General features: G+C 63.1%; 21 protein-coding genes. 12 read left to right on the forward strand and 9 right to left on the reverse strand.

Annotated elements, in window-relative coordinates; genetic code table 11:
- Positions 1-4: 4 nt before the first annotated feature.
- Genes AC3ANW_RS17205 through AC3ANW_RS17215 form a run of 3 tightly spaced genes read right to left on the reverse strand, consistent with a single transcriptional unit; the run spans position 5 to position 3,006 of the window.
- Complete coding sequence (locus AC3ANW_RS17205; RefSeq protein WP_488342062.1) at positions 5-1,135, reverse strand: tetratricopeptide repeat protein; 1,131 nt, start codon at positions 1,133-1,135, stop codon at positions 5-7.
- A gap of 38 nt (positions 1,136-1,173) precedes the next feature.
- Positions 1,174-1,461 carry a hypothetical protein gene (locus tag AC3ANW_RS17210; RefSeq protein ID WP_488342063.1) on the reverse strand — a complete coding sequence of 96 codons (288 nt, stop codon included), beginning with the start codon at positions 1,459-1,461 and terminating at the stop codon, positions 1,174-1,176.
- A 30-nt stretch (positions 1,462-1,491) separates the two neighbouring features.
- On the reverse strand, positions 1,492-3,006 hold the full coding sequence (locus AC3ANW_RS17215; RefSeq protein WP_488342064.1) for a DUF4331 domain-containing protein: 1,515 nt from the start codon (positions 3,004-3,006) through the stop codon (positions 1,492-1,494).
- A 205-nt stretch (positions 3,007-3,211) separates the two neighbouring features.
- On the opposite strand from AC3ANW_RS17215, the gene AC3ANW_RS17220 reads away from it, so the two are divergent.
- Both AC3ANW_RS17220 and AC3ANW_RS17225 read left to right on the forward strand, forming a co-directional pair.
- The gene (locus AC3ANW_RS17220) at positions 3,212-5,287 is read left to right on the forward strand and encodes a hypothetical protein (protein WP_488342065.1); all 2,076 of its coding nucleotides are present in this window, start codon (positions 3,212-3,214) and stop codon (positions 5,285-5,287) included.
- Between the two features lie 55 nt (positions 5,288-5,342).
- On the forward strand, positions 5,343-5,552 hold the full coding sequence (locus AC3ANW_RS17225) for a hypothetical protein (protein WP_488342066.1): 210 nt from the start codon (positions 5,343-5,345) through the stop codon (positions 5,550-5,552).
- A gap of 16 nt (positions 5,553-5,568) precedes the next feature.
- On the opposite strand, the gene AC3ANW_RS17230 is transcribed toward AC3ANW_RS17225, so the two are convergent.
- Positions 5,569-6,252, reverse strand: coding sequence for a helix-turn-helix transcriptional regulator (locus AC3ANW_RS17230; RefSeq protein ID WP_488342067.1), 684 nt, complete (start codon positions 6,250-6,252; stop codon positions 5,569-5,571).
- A gap of 82 nt (positions 6,253-6,334) precedes the next feature.
- Here AC3ANW_RS17230 and AC3ANW_RS17235 point away from each other — a divergent pair, with 82 nt between their 5' ends.
- Positions 6,335-6,949 (forward strand): glutathione S-transferase family protein, encoded by a 615-nt coding sequence (locus tag AC3ANW_RS17235; RefSeq protein ID WP_488342068.1) that lies wholly within the window; start codon positions 6,335-6,337, stop codon positions 6,947-6,949.
- A gap of 20 nt (positions 6,950-6,969) precedes the next feature.
- Here AC3ANW_RS17235 and AC3ANW_RS17240 read toward each other — a convergent pair whose 3' ends face one another.
- Complete coding sequence (locus AC3ANW_RS17240; protein ID WP_488342069.1) at positions 6,970-7,455, reverse strand: C40 family peptidase; 486 nt, start codon at positions 7,453-7,455, stop codon at positions 6,970-6,972.
- 135 nt (positions 7,456-7,590) lie between these two features.
- On the opposite strand from AC3ANW_RS17240, the gene AC3ANW_RS17245 reads away from it, so the two are divergent.
- A complete protein-coding gene (locus AC3ANW_RS17245; RefSeq protein WP_488342070.1) occupies positions 7,591-8,235 on the forward strand; it encodes an MCP four helix bundle domain-containing protein in 645 nt (214 codons plus the stop codon).
- On the opposite strand, the gene map is transcribed toward AC3ANW_RS17245, so the two are convergent.
- Positions 8,225-9,043 carry a type I methionyl aminopeptidase gene (map, locus tag AC3ANW_RS17250; RefSeq protein WP_488342071.1) on the reverse strand — a complete coding sequence of 273 codons (819 nt, stop codon included), beginning with the start codon at positions 9,041-9,043 and terminating at the stop codon, positions 8,225-8,227. The two genes, AC3ANW_RS17245 and map, sit on opposite strands and share 11 nt — an antisense overlap.
- Positions 9,043-9,267, reverse strand: a complete 225-nt coding sequence (locus AC3ANW_RS17255) for a ParD-like family protein (protein WP_488342072.1) — start codon at positions 9,265-9,267, stop codon at positions 9,043-9,045. The genes map and AC3ANW_RS17255 overlap by 1 nt, the downstream gene beginning before the upstream one ends.
- 163 nt (positions 9,268-9,430) lie before the next feature.
- Here AC3ANW_RS17255 and AC3ANW_RS17260 point away from each other — a divergent pair, with 163 nt between their 5' ends.
- Together AC3ANW_RS17260 and AC3ANW_RS17265 are read left to right on the forward strand one after the other, a co-directional pair.
- Entirely contained in the window at positions 9,431-9,691 is a 261-nt protein-coding gene (locus AC3ANW_RS17260; RefSeq protein ID WP_488342073.1) for a type II toxin-antitoxin system ParD family antitoxin, read from the forward strand.
- Positions 9,691-10,020, forward strand: coding sequence for a type II toxin-antitoxin system RelE/ParE family toxin (locus AC3ANW_RS17265; protein ID WP_488342074.1), 330 nt, complete (start codon positions 9,691-9,693; stop codon positions 10,018-10,020). Before AC3ANW_RS17260 ends, AC3ANW_RS17265 begins: the two co-directional genes overlap by 1 nt.
- 75 nt (positions 10,021-10,095) lie before the next feature.
- Here the strand turns inward: AC3ANW_RS17265 and AC3ANW_RS17270 are convergent, their stop codons facing one another.
- Positions 10,096-10,377 (reverse strand): hypothetical protein, encoded by a 282-nt coding sequence (locus AC3ANW_RS17270; protein WP_488342075.1) that lies wholly within the window; start codon positions 10,375-10,377, stop codon positions 10,096-10,098.
- A gap of 297 nt (positions 10,378-10,674) precedes the next feature.
- Between AC3ANW_RS17270 and AC3ANW_RS17275 the strand changes: the two genes are divergently transcribed.
- The 6 genes from AC3ANW_RS17275 to AC3ANW_RS17300 are packed head-to-tail and all read left to right on the forward strand — an operon-like array spanning position 10,675 to position 14,556.
- Complete coding sequence (locus AC3ANW_RS17275) at positions 10,675-12,201, forward strand: tyrosine-type recombinase/integrase (RefSeq protein ID WP_488342076.1); 1,527 nt, start codon at positions 10,675-10,677, stop codon at positions 12,199-12,201.
- Entirely contained in the window at positions 12,198-13,001 is an 804-nt protein-coding gene (locus AC3ANW_RS17280) for a hypothetical protein (RefSeq protein ID WP_488342077.1), read from the forward strand. The genes AC3ANW_RS17275 and AC3ANW_RS17280 overlap by 4 nt, the downstream gene beginning before the upstream one ends.
- Positions 13,002-13,036: 35 nt before the next feature.
- Positions 13,037-13,264, forward strand: coding sequence for a helix-turn-helix transcriptional regulator (locus AC3ANW_RS17285; RefSeq protein WP_488342078.1), 228 nt, complete (start codon positions 13,037-13,039; stop codon positions 13,262-13,264).
- A complete protein-coding gene (locus AC3ANW_RS17290; protein ID WP_488342079.1) occupies positions 13,264-13,500 on the forward strand; it encodes a hypothetical protein in 237 nt (78 codons plus the stop codon). The genes AC3ANW_RS17285 and AC3ANW_RS17290 overlap by 1 nt, the downstream gene beginning before the upstream one ends.
- Entirely contained in the window at positions 13,487-13,723 is a 237-nt protein-coding gene (locus AC3ANW_RS17295; RefSeq protein WP_488342080.1) for a hypothetical protein, read from the forward strand. Before AC3ANW_RS17290 ends, AC3ANW_RS17295 begins: the two co-directional genes overlap by 14 nt.
- Positions 13,720-14,556 carry a hypothetical protein gene (locus tag AC3ANW_RS17300; RefSeq protein WP_488342081.1) on the forward strand — a complete coding sequence of 279 codons (837 nt, stop codon included), beginning with the start codon at positions 13,720-13,722 and terminating at the stop codon, positions 14,554-14,556. The genes AC3ANW_RS17295 and AC3ANW_RS17300 overlap by 4 nt, the downstream gene beginning before the upstream one ends.
- 259 nt (positions 14,557-14,815) lie before the next feature.
- On the opposite strand, the gene AC3ANW_RS17305 is transcribed toward AC3ANW_RS17300, so the two are convergent.
- Entirely contained in the window at positions 14,816-15,925 is a 1,110-nt protein-coding gene (locus AC3ANW_RS17305; RefSeq protein WP_488342082.1) for a hypothetical protein, read from the reverse strand.
- Positions 15,926-16,073: the final 148 nt, after the last annotated feature.

Consider the following 16,073-nt stretch of genomic DNA (forward strand, 5'->3'; position numbering starts at 1 on the left):
TCGTTCATGGCAGTGCATCGAGCCGGCGGTCCTTCAGGCCCATGGTTTTCTGGAGGTCGAGCAAAGCCGTCCGGCAGGCTGGTGCAGCCGCGGCCCTGGCGGCGCGGGCATACAGCAAAAGATCGATCGGTTCCCGCTGCAGCAGCAGGTTCTGCCCAGCCAGTGCCAGCGCGGCCTTGGGATCGTCCCGCACATGGAGCCAGTACATCGCGTGTTCACGCGCATGGCCGTCGATCCCGCCGGGGCGCAGCGCCGCCTGGGCAAACCGTTCGCCCAGCTCGGCGACATCGGCAGCGGCTTGCGGCGTGGCGGCTGCCCGGCCGGCGATGGCCAGCCTCAGCAGCACCGCGTCGTTGCTGCGCGGCTGGCCGGCGAGCAGCTTCAGCGCCTGCTGCGGGCGCTGCTGGTCGATGAGGAAATCGGCATAGGCGATGACGGTGTAGCCGTCGTCGGCGGCCGAAAGCGCGCCGGCAAAGGCAGCATCGGCCTGGCGGGGGTGACCGGCCCTTTGTTCGGCTTCGGCCAGTGTGGTGAACAGCCAGTTGCGGCTGCCGGGGTCTGCGGTGGTCTTCAGCAATGCCAGCAGCACGGTGCGTGCAGCGTCTGTGTCGCCTCGCAGGGCCTTGTTTTCCGCCAGGCAGGCCTGGCCGTGCAGGGCCACACCCAGGCCCAGCAACGCGTGGCAGGCTTCGTCCGAGGCCCGGTAATCGCCACGCAGGCGGCGCAACGTCGCCAGTGTCAGCCAGGCCTGCGGCTGGCGCGGGTCGAGCCGGACCAGTCTTTCGAGCCGGCTGGATGCGCGATCGAACGCATGAAGGAACTGCTCGACCGTGGCCAGCATCAGCATCACGGCGGACGGCGCTCGGGGGTCGTCCTGCCAGGGGGCCAGCAGCGCCAGAGCCTGGCCCGCAGCTCGCGGATCGCCATCGGACCGCGCCACATCCAGAAGTGCGCGAGCTTCTGTCACCGCCCGCATGGCGTCCATCGGACGCGCACCGCGTGCAGCGCCGGTATCGCGGCTGGCCTGCCGGCGCGCGAGCGCGCTGGCAGGCAGTTTTTCGATCAGCTCGTCGTCCGACGTCGGAACGAGGGGCGCCGCATGCACCCCCGCGGTCAGCGCCAGCAGGAGGGACACGGCGCCAAGGGCGGACCAGCGCCGTGTCGCAGTCGACATTACAGCGCGGTCGAGTCCTGGTCGTCGGGCTTCGGCGGAGCGAAGTTGGTCACGTCCAGCGGCGGCGAGGTCTCATCGCTCACCAGCGACTTGAGGTACGCGATCATCGACGCGACCGAGCTGCTGGCGCTGGCCGGCACCGGCACCAGCGGCGCATCCACCGTGCCGGGCACGCTTTGCGTGGTCATGGTGTTGCCACCGCCGCCGCCGCAACCCGCCAGCAGCATCGATGCCGCCAGGGCGGTGCCGGCCAGCGCGGCGTACCGGTTTCCTTGGGTCTTCTTCATGGTCATGCCTTGCATTGTTTGCCTGTGCCTTTACTGGGCACCGGGGGTGGGCGTGTACAGGTACGGGAAGGTGCCCAGCAGCGGGACGACAGCCTGGTCGACCGCGTCATGCAGCTTCAGCGCGGTCATGCCCAGCGGCACGGCGGAAGGATTGCACGCGGCACCCATCTGCAGGCTGTTGCCGGTGCCGTTCAGCACGCACAGACCGCCTTCGACCACCGCCAGCGAAATGTCGACCACGTCGTCCTTCGGGCGACGGCCGTTGGGGTAGCCGGCGTTGTCGCCACCGGCGACTCCCAGCCGGCCCTGCGATGCGGCAGGCGTGGCGGCGATCGAGGTATTGAGTCGCAGCACTTCAGAAGGCGTCGGGTTCAGCGGCTGGTTCACGCCCTTGATACCCGTCAGGAAGGTGGTCACCAGGTCGTTGCGCGGGATGTTGGTCGGCGCGGCCTTGATGCCGAGCGCGATGTCCAGCAGCGCCGGCAGCGTCGGGTTGGTCACGTAGTCGATGAACTGTGCATCACCCGACGGCTTGCTGCCGTTGAAACGGTCCTTCATGGGCAGGCCGATCACCAGTTCGTTGACCAGCGGCTGGCCGAGGCGAGAAACCTGGGTCCACGCGCCACCCGGCTTCGGTGTGGTGATGTGTCCGGCCACCGGCGTAGGGTCGATCAGCTGGCCCTGGCGCACGCTGGACGTGGTCCAGCCGCCGATCACCGGGTCGGTGGCCGCAGTGACGCAGCTGACCGGCACTTCCAGCGCCAGCGATGTGACGTTCACGCCGTCCAGCGAGTTGGGCGCGGCGTTGATCTTGCTCGAATCGGTCAGCGTGGCGGCATCTGCATGCACCAGGTCGAACACCACGCCCAGGTTCACGGCGAACGGATCCTTGCGTTGTCCGACAAACACCTTGCCCACGCCGCAGCCCGGGATGTTGACGTTGTAGATGTGCTGGGCCGCGTAGCCTGTGTAGTCGGGGATGGTCTTGGTGCCGATGTTGTCGACCGGCTTGGCGAACGTGGCAGACCCGCCCGCCGTATTGGTGACGGCGGCGCGCAAGCCGGTGCGGCGATCGCCCTGCACCATGGTCACGGTGTAGCTTTCGTTCACGTTGAGCGTGGCGGCGTTGGGCGCGCTGACCGCGCCGGCCTGGATCAGCGGAATCGGCACGCCCTTGGAGCCGATCGGCAGGGCGATGCCCTTGAGCGTGTTGGTGAACCGGAACTGGAAGGTGACGTCTTCACGGCCGTCGCCGTTGTTGTCGACATGGATCTCGTACAGCGCGTTCGGATCCATCTGGAAGTAGTTGGGGCCGCCGTACGGAGCCTGCAGCGGCTGGTAATTGGCGATCAGCGTGACAAAACCGGCACGTCCGGGTTCGTAGCTGTTGAACATGTAGAAATCACTGGCGTCGACCCGTGGTTGGCCTGCGATGTAGGGAGCCTCCCGATGACTCGAAGCGGATGCGATGCCCGGGACGGCGACCGCAAGAAACACCGCCGACAGGGGCAGCAGACAGGCCAGGGAAGACTTGTGTAATTTCATTTTTTCCTCGGATTGCGCATTGGGAGTGGTGGTGCAAGCACAGTCGTACAGCCGACTCGCCGTGCCGCACGCAAGATACGTATCGCAAACCGCACTGGATGTAAGGAAACGTCTTGCGGCACGTAGTCAAGGGAAAACACCTACGAAAACCGGGCTCCCTGCAGAATGGACCCACATCAATCCCTCGGCTGGACACGACGCACCGATGACACTCCCCAAAAAATCCGCACGGCGATTCCTTGCCGGTTCGCTGGCCTGCGCCCTGGGCCTGGTTTCCAGTCTGGCAAACGCTGCCGACCGCGTCACGCCGCAGGACCTGTGGGTGGAACCACCCACGCTGCAATCCATCGGCCTCGAATGGCGCATGCAGGGCGACGCCAACCGTAACGCGTCCGTCGAAGTCGCTTACCGGGAGGTCGGCAGCAACGCCTGGCGCAAGGCACTGCCGCTGCTGCGGCTGCAGGGCGAACGGGTGGGCAATCTGGTCCCGCCACGCGCCGACTTCCACCCCGACCCCAACCGCTACACCAGCCCCGACATGTTCGCCGGCAGCATCTTCGACCTGGCGCCCGGCACGAGCTACCAGGTGCGCCTGAGCCTGGCCGACCCCGACGGCGTCTCCGGCAGGAAGACGGTCACCACCACCGTCCGCACCCGGCCCGAACCCATGCCCGCCGCCGGCGGCAAGGTCTACCACGTGTACCCCATCGGCTGGACGGGCGTGAAGCAGGAACCAGCCTTCACCGGCCTGATGGAGGCCTATTACCAGGGCGCGGCCAGTTCCGACTTTCAGGGCACGTTCCCGCCCCGGGTGGTGCCGGGCGACACGATCCTGGTGCATGCCGGAACCTACCAGTCGGATCGGGTGCGTTACCTCAACGGACTGCCCCACCCCGGCTACAACGCCTTGAGCACCCTGTTCGACGGCACCTATTACCTGACCGCCAGCGGCACCGCCGAAAAACCCATCGCCATCAAGGCGGCCGGCGACGGCGAGGTGATCTTCGACGGCGACGGCGCGCAGACCTTCTTCAACCTGATGGGCGCCAACTACCACTATTTCGAGGGCATCACCTTCCGCAATGCCAACCTGGTGTTCCTGCTGGGCCTGAAGAACATCGCCGGCAGCAGCGGTTTCACCCTCAAGCATTCGCGCCTTTACGACATCGGCCGGGGTGTGCAGGCCGACTGGTCGGGCTCGAAGAACTTCTACATCGCCGACAACAGCTTCATCGGCCGCCACGACCCGCAGAAGATGATGGGCTGGATCGGCGCCGCCTGGGAAAAGCTGCCAGGCTTCCCGGAAAAACTCGGCGGCCCCGAAGGCTCGGAATACGCGGTCAAGCTCTATGGCCAGGGCCATGTCGTCGCCTACAACTACATCGCCAACTGGCACGACGGCATCGACGTCGCCACCTATGGCGACCCCGACGTGGACGACAAGGGCCTGGAGAAACGCGACCGCGTGCCGGTGTCCATCGACTTCCACGGCAACGACATCTTCAACATGAGCGACAACTGCATCGAAAGCGATGGCGGCGCGCACAACATCCGGGTTTTCGACAACCGCTGCTTCAACAGCATCGCCGGCGCACTGAGTGCCACGCCGATGATCGGCGGGCCGGTCTATTTCTTCCGCAACCTGGTCTACAACACCACCACCAGCGGCGTCATGAAGGTCAGCACCGCTGCCAACGTGGTGCTGTACCAGAACACCTTCGTCGGGGAAGTGCAGATGGATTCGGCCAACCTCTTCCTGGCCAACAACGCCATCCTGGCGGTGAAACCGGCGCTGCCCCTGTTGCGCCTGAGCAGCTATTCGAACCACGGCCGGTCCGACTACAACGCCCTGGCCTTCGGTGCCGATGCGCCGCACGGCCATGAATGGAACACGCCACCTTTCGACGTTGGCAGGGACTGGACGAAACCGGTCGTCAAACGACCGTTCAAGACGCTGCGAGAGGTGACCGACACCAGCGGCCAGGAACGCCACAGCCTCGAAATCGGTTATGCCGACTTCATCCGCCTGTCGCCGCCCGACCGTGCAGACATCCAGCGCATCTACGCGCCGGAAGACTTCGACTTCACGCCTTCGGCCGGTTCGAAGCTGGTCGATGCGGGCGTGCCGCTGCCCACCATCAACGACGGTTTTGCCGGCAAGGCGCCGGACATCGGCGCGGTCGAACTCGGCGGCGCCGTGCGGCATTACGGCCCCCGCAGCCCGGTGCCCGGAACACCGGTCGGTGACCCGGCCGTCCGGTCATTGGCCGGACCCGGTTGAGCCGCCAAGCCGGTCGCCGCAAAATCGCCGCACCCACCACTCCCCAGAACCCGTCATGTTGCCCAAAGCCCAGGCCCAGGCGGCCATGCGCGATGTGTCCCACGGCACTCCCTTGCCGCCGGACATCCTCGAATATTTCATCGGCCGGGGTTTTGTGGAAGCCGTCAGGCCGGGCACCGGTGAAACCGTGCCCGCCACTTCCGAAGGCGCGGAAATCCGCCTGACCGAAGCCGGCAAGGCCTGCATGCGCGGCGAAGGCGTATGAGCCTGCGACCGGCGTTTCAGCGCTGCGTCAGTTCGGTCAGGTAAGTGCGCAGCAACGCCACGCGGCGCGGCCGGAAACTCGCCCCTTCCGCCTCGACGGTGACGATGCGCTCGACCACGAACTGGCGGAACCCCTCGCGCAGGCAGCACCAGGCCAGCAGCACCAGCGCCCGGTCCAGGTAGACGATGGCCAGCGGCCAGATGCTGCGGCCGGTGACCTGCCCGTTGCGGTCGCAGTAGCGCAGCGTCAACGACTCTTCACGCCAGCAGGCCTCCCGGATCAGCCGCATGTCCGGCAGTGCCGGATACCGCTGGTCGAAGCGGTGCACCTGCGACACGGCATGCAGCAGATGCTGTTGCGCCACCGAAGGCAGCGTGGCGGCCACCTTGGCCAGCACCGCGGCGGCCGCATCCGCCAGCGCAGGATCACCCAGCTGCCGCACCTCGCCCAGGCCCAGCACCAGCGCCTCGATCTCGATGCGGTTGAAGATCTGCGGCGGCAGCGTGCCGTCCTCGATCAGGCAGTAGCCGTAGCCACGCTCGCCGCCGATGTCGGCGCCGCTGGCCCGCAGCGACTCGATGTCGCGGTAGATCGAGCGCACCGAAACCCCGGTTTCTTCTGCGAGCCGGGCCGCGGTGACCGGCGCCGGCAAGGTGCGCAAAGCCTGCAGCAGGCGAAAAAGACGATCGGAACGGGCCATCGGGTAGCTGACAGGAATTGGCAGTTGGGCTGGCTAGATTAGCAGCTGTCCCATCCAGCAGACACAACCCGAGGAGCCTTTCATGCTGACCCTTTTCCACGCCCCCATCAGCCGTTCGACCCGTGCCGTCGCCCTGCTCAAGGAACTCGATGCACTCGACCAGGTGAACATCGAGATCGTGAACGTCCGCCGCCAGGACGGCACCGGCCAGGCCGACCCGCACAACCCGCATCCGGAAGGCAAGGTGCCCTACCTGGTGCAGGACGGCGTGGGCATCGGCGAGACCATCGCCATCTTCCAGCACCTGGCCGACCTGTTCCCGGCGCGCGAGCTGAACATTCCGCACGACGACCCGCGACGCGGCGCCTACCTCGGCTGGTTTGCCTGGTATGCGGGCGTGATGGAGCCGGTGATCATTCTCGACACCCTGAAAATCACGCATCCGGCCCTGCTATACACCTTCCGCGGCAACCCGGAAATCCATGCCCGTCTGGAAGCCGCGCTGGGCGACCACGACTTTTTGCTGGGCGAACGCTTCACCGCGGTCGACCTGCTGCTGGCATCGCCCTACGCCTGGTTCGGCAAACCTGGCGTGCCGGTGATCGATGCCTGGGTGGACCGCTGCGCCGCGCGCCCCGGCGCACGGTTTGCGGCGGAATTCGACCAGCTGCAGGCGAAGATGGCCAAAACGGCCTGACCGCCTTTCGCCGGCAAGGTTCAGGGTCGGCGATAAGAGGTCGGCTGGCGGGCCCAATAGGTCGAAGTCAGCCGGTCCAGCCGCACCGCGCCGCCGGTGGACGGCGCATGCACGAAGCGCCCTTCGCCGACATAGATGCCCGCATGGCTGGGCCGGCCGACACCGAAGATCACCAGGTCGCCGGTGCGCAGCTCAGCGGCCTCGATGGGCCGGCCGAAACCCGCCAGCTCGCCCACCGTGCGTGGCGGCGAGACACCGGCCCGGCTGCGATACACGTAGCCGATCAGGCCGCTGCAATCGAATCCACCGGCCGGCGTGTTGCCGCCATAACGGTAGGGCGTGCCCACCAGGCCGAGCGCGTGGACGGCGATGTCGGACGACTGGTCGGTGCTCAACTCCGGATACACCACCACCGGCTTGCCGCGCAAATGGGCAGGCGGCGGGCTGGCGCAACCCGCCAGAAGCGCGACCACGGCAGAAAACATCAGGGCGGAAAAGACGCGCATGGCCGGCAGTTTAGGCGTGTGGCCTGCCAGCGACACCCATCGCCGGATCATGGTAGGCCCGGATAATGGCGGAGCCTGCCTACGGTCCCGGGTCCAAATCATGCCGAGCGCCTCGCCGGCATTCACGCCAACACCATGAAAATCCGCTTTTCAACGCGCATCGTCACGCTGTGTTTTGCCATCGTGTGCCTTGGCATCTGCCTGGTGACGGGACTTGGCACCTATTACTTCAACAAGGGCCTGTACCGCGCCACCAGCGAAATCTCGACCGACTGGCTGCCCAGCGTCACCACGCTCTCGAATATCCACAGCCGCCTCAACCAGGTGCGCCGCATGGAAGCGCGCATTCTCCTGAAGAACGTCCAGTGCCTGCAAATGGATTGCCGGGCCGCGCTGGCCCGGCACATCAGGGAACTCGCCCAGGTCGAGAAGGAATACGAACCGCTCGTCACACCCTATGAAGAAAGGGTGATGTACGAAGCCTACAAACGCCAGCGCGACATTTACCTGAACCTGGACGAACAGATGCTCGGCGCACCGCCGGGCGATCCGGCTGCCCTGCAACTTTTTCTGTCGGAGTCGTCGCAGTCATTCGAAGTGACCACCGAGATACTCGAACAACTGATCAAGTTCAACGGTGCAGCGGGCCTCAAGGCCCAGGCCGCGGTGCAGGCCTACCAGGCCAAGTCGCAGTTCTATCTGAATATCTCGAACACCGTCCTGGCCATTGCCTTGGCGGTATTGCTGATACGGCTGACGCTGCTGGCGATCAAGGACTGACCGCGGCCTGTGCGGCCGCCTCGACCGGCGGGTAATCGCCCAGCCCGTCCGGCCAGGGTGTCAGCACCTCGAAACCGGTCTCCGTCACCGCCACCATGTGTTCCCACTGGGCCGACAGGGAATGGTCGCGCGTGACCACCGTCCAGCCGTCGGGCAACTCGCGGGTATCGGGCTTGCCGGCATTCAGCATCGGCTCGATGGTGAAGATCATGCCCGGCTCCAGCTTCAGGCCTTCGCCGCGCCGGCCGTAGTGCAGCACCTGCGGTTTGTCGTGGTAGACCAGCCCGATGCCGTGGCCGCAATATTCCTTGACCACGCTGAAACGTTCGCGCTGTGCCACCGTCTGGATGGCGTGCCCGATGTCACCCAGCGTCGCGCCCGGCCGCACCTGGCGAATGCCGGCGCACATCGCTTCGTAGGTGGTATCGACCAGTCGTTTGCCCAGCGTGGTGGGTTCACCCACGTAATACATGCGGCTGCAATCGCCGAACCAGCCGTCCTTGTTCAGCGCCACGTCGATGTTCACGATGTCGCCGCGCTTCAGTTTCTTGTCCGACGGAATGCCGTGGCAGATGACATGGTTGACCGAAGCGCAGATGGTCTTGGGATAACCGTGGTAGCCAATGTTGGCCGGAACCGCATTCAGCGCGCCGACGATGAAGTCGTGGCACAGCCGGTCGAGTTCATCGGTCGTCACGCCCGGCTTGACGTGCTGACCGATCATGGCGAGCACCCGGGCGGCCAGGCCGCCTGCATTACGCGCCATGTCGATTTCCGCAGCGCTGCGGATGGGCACACCGCGGGTCATCAGGCTTGCGCCTTCTGCGGCATGGCCAGGATGGCCGCGTCGGCCTTGATCTCGTCCTGAATCAGCAGCCGGCAGATCTCGCCGTATTCCAGGCCGGGGTTCAGCTCGCACATCATGCCGATGCGCAGCCAGTGCTCGGCTTGCGCGTTGATGGAGCGGTTGAGGGCGCCGCTGGCGACACGGATGTTTTCGTGCATCGGCTCGGAAATCTTGACTAGACCCATCGGGTGACCTTGTATATGAAACGACTATGTTTCGTATATTTTACGACAGAAAAATGCATGAATTCGAATACGGACGTGCCGGATGCGATACCAAAAGGCCATTCATGCCAATTTTTGCCATTTCATGCCATTCGTGGCACCGTGTCTAAAAGCGAGGTGCACCATGCAGAGCATGAATATTTCCCTACCAGAACCCTTGAAAAACTTTGTGGACAGCCAGGTTGCGCAAGGTCGCTACAGCAGCGCCAGTGAATACATGCGCGAACTCATCCGCGCGGATGAAGTACGCCGGGCGCAAGACCAACTCGAAGCCCAGTTATTGAAGGGACTGGCGAGCGCTGAAACCGAACTGACAGCAACAGACTGGACGGAGATCCGCGCGGAGGCCTTGGCCAGGGTCCAGGCGCGCAAAAAAGCATCCTGATGGCCACCATCCATCTGCGAGCCGCTGCCAGAACCGATTTGGTGGACCATTTCGACTATCTCGAAGCAAATGCGGGGATGAACGTTGCGGAGCGTTTCCTGCTCAATGCGGAGGCCACCTTCAACGATCTCGCGGGGCAACCTGGCATGGGTGCTTTGCTCAAGTTCCGAAGTCCACCACTTGATGGAATACGGAAATGGCGCATTAGAAATTTCGACAACCACCTGGTTTTTTACATGCCACGCAACGACGAGGTTTCCATCTTGCGTGTGCTTCACAGCGCGACGGACTGGTGGAGATTGCTCGGTAATGAGGAACAAACCTCTTGAATGCGGCTTGGGGCCTGATCTGGCTCGACACATCGAGCCTCGCCTTCATGCAGCAGGTGCAGGGCACTGAACCTATCAAACCCCCGGCAGCATCCAGTCTTCGGCGCTCTCGAAGACGCCACCGTCGCCCATCTTTTTAAGGGCCACATCCGCCACCCAGCCAATCTGCGCCAGGGTCTGCCGCAGCAGGTGGATACGGTCGGCCCGGTCGTCGTCGTCCTCGTCGTGGATCAGGTTGGGGCGGTCGCGCGACACCCGGATGGCGGAGCTGGCAAGGGCACAAACCTCACGCAGCAGGAAACGGGTGCTGTCCGGCTCCGAGGGTGACGGGGGGACGAGGGTCGGTGGGTTCTTCATGCATGGCCTCCTGATCGTTGGCTCCGCGAAGGGAAGACCGCCGCCATGTCATCAGGGAGATGAAATGGCGGCGGCTCGAACAGGTTGACGTGCCGGATTTAACCGAGCGGAAAAGAACCGGTAGGGCGTGAGCCCTCCCATCCGAGCCGCCCTAAAGCGAATCGAATGCAAAGGCCGCAAACCCATTGCGGTAGCCGCGGCCCATGCCGCTCAATTAAATTTTCAGGACGTCAATCCCGGCCGCGTTTTTTGCGCGACGGCGGACTGTAGCGGAGGCGATGGGTACAGGGCAACCCCATGCAGATCAGACGCAAAAAAGCCCCGGCTAGCGGGGCTTTTAGGGCTTTCCGGACGCTCCGTGAAGAAGCTATCGGGTCAGCAATTTTGGCGGAGAGGGTCTCCGCTTCCGTCGAACTTCTTGAATCCTCACGGCAGATCATGGCTCGTCCATTTCAGCCATTTCTACTCTCAGGAGTTGCGACCAACGTCCTCACAGCCAACCATCTGATAGCATCCAAGCGCAGGCGCTTTGTGGGGTTGGATGTTGGGTTTGACCGGGCGCTGAGAGCTTTTGCCATGCCTCGTATAGCCCGTGAGTTGTCAGCCATCGAAGTCAGCCGCCTTGTTGCACCCGGCCTCGTCGCAGTTGGTGTGGTGCCCGGCTTGCATTTGCAGATCATGGCGTCCGGCGCGCGGTCCTGGATCTTGCGAGTCAAGGTCGGTGCAAAGAGGCGCGATATGGGCCTCGGCGGATACCCGGCTGTGACCCTTGCGCAAGCACGCGAAAAGGCCCGCCAAGCGCGTGCGGCGATTGAGGCAGGGGAAGACCCCATACTGCTGCGCCAGCGCGCGCAGAGCACCTTGCGCACAGCACAGACCTCGGAGAAAACCTTCCAGTGGTGCGCGGACCAATACATCGAAATGCATGGGGATGCATGGCGGAACGTCAAGCACCGCAGCCAGTGGACCAGCACACTCACCACCTACGCCTTCCCCATCATCGGGAAGGTTCTTGTCCGCGACATCAACGAGGCAAGCATCCTTGCGGTGCTGCAGCCCATCTGGAAAGAGAAGACTGAGACCGCATCGCGCCTGCGCGGGCGTATTGAGAAGGTGCTGGACTGGGCGAAAGGCAGCAAGTACCGCGATGGAGAAAACCCGGCGCGCTGGCAAGGGCACCTTAAGTCCCTGCTTCCAACCCCGAGCCGCATACAGAAGACCGAACACCACAAGGCGGTATCCATCGACGCTGCACCAACCTTCGTCACAGAGTTGCGTCAACGCGATGGAATGGCAGCGCGCGCCCTTGAGTTCGCCATCCTGACTGCTGCCCGGTCCGGGGAGGTTCGCGGCGCCACGTGGGACGAGTTCGATCTGCAGGCCAATACGTGGACCATTCCAGCAGAGCGAATGAAGGCCAATAAAGAGCACCGCGTTCCCCTCTCCAGTCAGGCTGTGCAGCTTCTCAAAGCGCTGCCTCGCGCCGACGGCGATTCGCCCTTCGTTTTCTTTGCTCCGCGCCTGGGCAAACTCAGCGACATGACCTTGACCGCCGTCATGCGGCGCATGGACGTCGATGCAGTACCACATGGCTTCCGGTCTACGTTCCGCGACTGGGTGGGGGAGCGCACGAACTACCCAAGGGACATGGTTGAGTTCGCTCTCGCCCACACCATCGGCAATGCTGTGGAGGCGGCATACCGGCGGGGCGATGCCCTGGAAAAGCGCCGCGCGATGATGCAGGCATGGTCGAACTTCCTCGATTTGCGTCGCACACCCGCCACTGTGTCCACGATCAATCCAGCCAGCCGGAAATACGCATGACCTTAGAAGAGTTTGTCGCCTCGCTCAACAACGCGCACCCCGCCGAAATCTACGTTCAAGCACTGCAGGATGCTTTGGACGCCCTGCACGCCCCAACTTGTGAGGACCCGCACGCTCGCTTCCTGGAGGTCTGCGACGTACTTGACCTTGCGTATTCAGGCGGTACGCCGGCCATAGAAGAGATGAAGGCCAATCCGCTCACGCCGCACTTGGCGGCGTACGCGCTTCGAGCGCTTCTCCGCTACCGCATTCGATACGAGGAGCGATCGGAGGAACACGCGGAGCTAAAGCGCAAGAAGAAGTTTGAGCTGGCCGATGAGCAGGAAAAGAAGGAAATGCGTAAGGAGCAAAGGATGCCAGCGCTCAAGCGACGAAAGGGGACGGGACTTCCGGCACGCAAGCGGGATGCGCTGTTGCGCGAATCCTTTGGTGCGACTGGTGAGCAAGGAGGTAATAGACGCGCCCCAGCCTGGAGCGTTGCCGACGAGATGCAAATTTTGGTGCAGTTCACAGCCCACCTGAACCAAAGCGAAGGCACACCCAGCGACGACACGGGGTACAGAAAAGGCACCTATCAAGCTGCCCTAGCCGGATATCAAGTTGCGTACGATTTTGCTTTCGGCGCTGATAGTTTGGATGGGCGAGCAGCCCGCGAACGTAAAGAAAACCACACGCGATTGCTTGGACTGATGCGTACCCACGGGTATGAGGATCTGCTTCGTGATGCCTGCACGTCTGTAAGGGCTGGTCAAGCCGTCTCAGGTGCACTTGGTCTCCGTATGCGCGTTGAGGACGCATGAGCACCATAGCGGCTCCTTAACCACTGGAGTCTGTTTTGACCACCCTGTCTGCTACCCCGGCCGCCCAGCGCGAGGGTGCACTGATGCGCCGCAAGCGCGCGGCAGCGCACTTGGACATGAGCCTCGCCACCTTTGACCGTCTTCGCGCAGACCCTACCGGCGCACTTCCGAAACCCATTCGCCTCACTGACCGGGGCACCTGCGCCTGGATCTCCAGCGAACTTGACGAATGGCTCGGCTCGCGCAAGAGGGCCGCACACTGATGAGCGCGCCGATGACCCCTTATGTGAAAGCCTTGTTGAAGCTGAATCGCACTAGCAAAAACATCGAAAAACTGCTTGAAAAGCCCTGCGGCAGCGAATCGGTCCAACTGGCACGCCGTGATCTTGCGTGTGCGATGTGGAACCATGCCGCAGCGGAATTTTGCGATGAGTTGGCTGAAGCGCAGGCAGCTTGGAAATCGGCGCGTCACCTGGGAGCACAGCATGCAACTGTTTAATCTTTCCTCGGACCAATACGCCGATCTGCTTGCCGAGTCTGATGTGCGGGTGCTTGCCGATCTTCCGTATCCCTGTGGGCTGAGGATCAAGGTCATCGAAGGCGGCAGGTGCTACGGCGACTTCCTGGGCGTGTCCGGCATGGGTGACACGCACGTAGTCATTCAGACGAACCTGGATGCCGAATTCGGATCGGTCCACGACGACGCGCGCAGGCTGCAATGACGCATAGCATTCTGAACCCATGCGGTCAGGATGCGAATGAAGGGCGCACTTTGTGCGCCCTTCCCATCTCCACCTTGATCTTCAATGAGCTTGAACTGATTCAGTCCGCAGGCTCACTGGCACTGGAGCACAAAGGTCGCCTTGCAGCTTTTGTTAAACAGGTTTCGGAGCAATCGGCCGGGACTCTGCTAAGCCGACTTCCGCATTCGTCTAGCCCACTGCGGGCTTGGGTCATCCACAACAGGTTGACAGAACTTGGTGTTCCGCCAGTTCTGCGTGGTGAGTGCCGCTACGGAGATCCTCAGATGGATTTCATAGCTTTTGCTGCGGATGTGAAATGGCTTCGTAGGCAGAGCCGCATGCGACCCATATCGACGGGTTGGCGCCGCATCTGGACCTATGCCACAACGGATCGCCGGTGGCATCAAGGAATCTTCCATATCTGGCGCGCCGCATACCTTGGAAACCGCCTCGCGCACTACGTGGCAGCAGGCTTAGGGCTCAACGAAGACCAGCGACGTTTGCTCATGACCTTACCCACAAAGGCACAAGCTGCGGAGCGCCGACAACTGCACGCATCGGCCCTCTCTGATATGAGAGACCGGATCTACAACCATGCCCTCAAGAAGCCCGACAAATCTCGGCAGAAGTCGCCGGATGAGATCACCCAACTTAGGTTGCAACTATGGGCCGTGCATATCAAATGCGGTCGCTCGCCGACTTCCACCGCGAAGGCCCTCTCCCTCATCAGGGGCCACCGTGTCACGCGGCAAGCGGTCTACAAGCAACTAGATGCCATTGAGGGACTGCCTCGCACGCAAGGCGGTAATTAGCGACGACGTGTTGAGCTGCCCCAAGTCAAAGAGCAGCAACCGCGTATCAACTCGCCAATGATCACTGTCGGGCAAGGCGCCGGACAGATGCTGATGCTTGGACACTTCCAGCGCAGCAACCTGGCATGCCCACGAATCGGCACGCGGAACGTTGGATTAAAGGTGCGCGTGAGATAGCCCGCGATTCTCCAGCCACGTCCTGTCGCTTAGGCGTTGGCGCAAAGCAATTTTTCACCTACCCCATCATGGTTTCGATGACTCAACCGCCACTGCGCATAAAAATGATTCGATGCTCGACCCTCATGGTGTACATGGCAGAGCCACCCGCGAATTGCGGGAAGTCGTCCCGGTTTAGGTTGGGCACCAACGTATCGCTGAAAGTCGGCGTGGAATATGTTTTCTTAGAAACCTGAATGCTGCTGGTCACGGGCTGCTGGTTGATGAACCCCGTGCCGGAAAGTGTCAGCGTCACTATAGTTTCGGGCTTGGCGATCCAACCGTCCGGTACCTGGGTGGGAACGTTGGTCCCGCTGAACCGGTAGGTCGCTGGGTAGAGGTTGACCGAGCCCGGATTTGTAGCAGTCGGCCAGTACATGCCTTCCAGCACTGAGTCGGTGTACGTGGAATAACCGCCCGCACGGCCGAGTTTGGTCTGGGCGAGCAGCGCGGGGCTCAAAGCATAGGCCACGTCGTAACCCGTGATGGTCGAGATATCGGCATATCGCAGCGTCGCTGTGCGGGTGGGCATGGAGGCCCAGGGATCGTAGGTCGCCGTAGGAGTTGGCATGTAAGCCAGCGACGAAATGCTGGTGCTGCCAAAGCTGGAACTCTGAAATTCGATGTCCGATGTGGCCCCGTTCCCCGAAAAGCTCGGGCAATTCGACTGGAACAGGGTCAAACCGGTGAAATCCCAAAAGTTGTCGAACTGCGCCTCGGGACGCATGAGGCGGCAGTCGCCACCGGTGCCATAGATTCCATTGGCCACGCCATTGCGCGTTAGGTCGGCGCGGAAGGTCAGCAGAGGCGCCGGTGTGGGGCCTGCCGATACATTCACGATGGCGTATACGGGCACGCTGGACGACTTCCCATCCGATACCGTCAGCTTGAATTTGTAAACGCCGGCCCGGTCCGGGATGAACCGGGGATCGCGCTGCGCGGTGGCCAGTCTATTGATGAGTCCGTTGGCAGCCCGGACCGGTGCGTCCCAGGACGCGGAGCTGCCGGAGGGGTACTCGTCGAGGGTCCACAGGTAGCTCAACGCGTCGCCGTCGGCGTCCGTGCTGGACGCAGCGTCAAGGGACAGCACGCGCGACAGGGCCAGTTCGGCAGGTGCCGCGATTTGTGCCACCGGAATCTGGTTGACGGCCACTGGCGCAGGCTCGGGGGCCGGCGGTGGCGCGGCCACAGCAGGTGCCGGTGCCGGTGCCGGCGAGGCCCCATTGGCGACTGATTCAACGCTACCTCCGCCACCACCGCAACCTGCCAAAACAACCAGAGCTAGAAGAGAAACGGAGTGG

Source organism: Xylophilus sp. PBN-3R, from assembly GCF_057747805.1.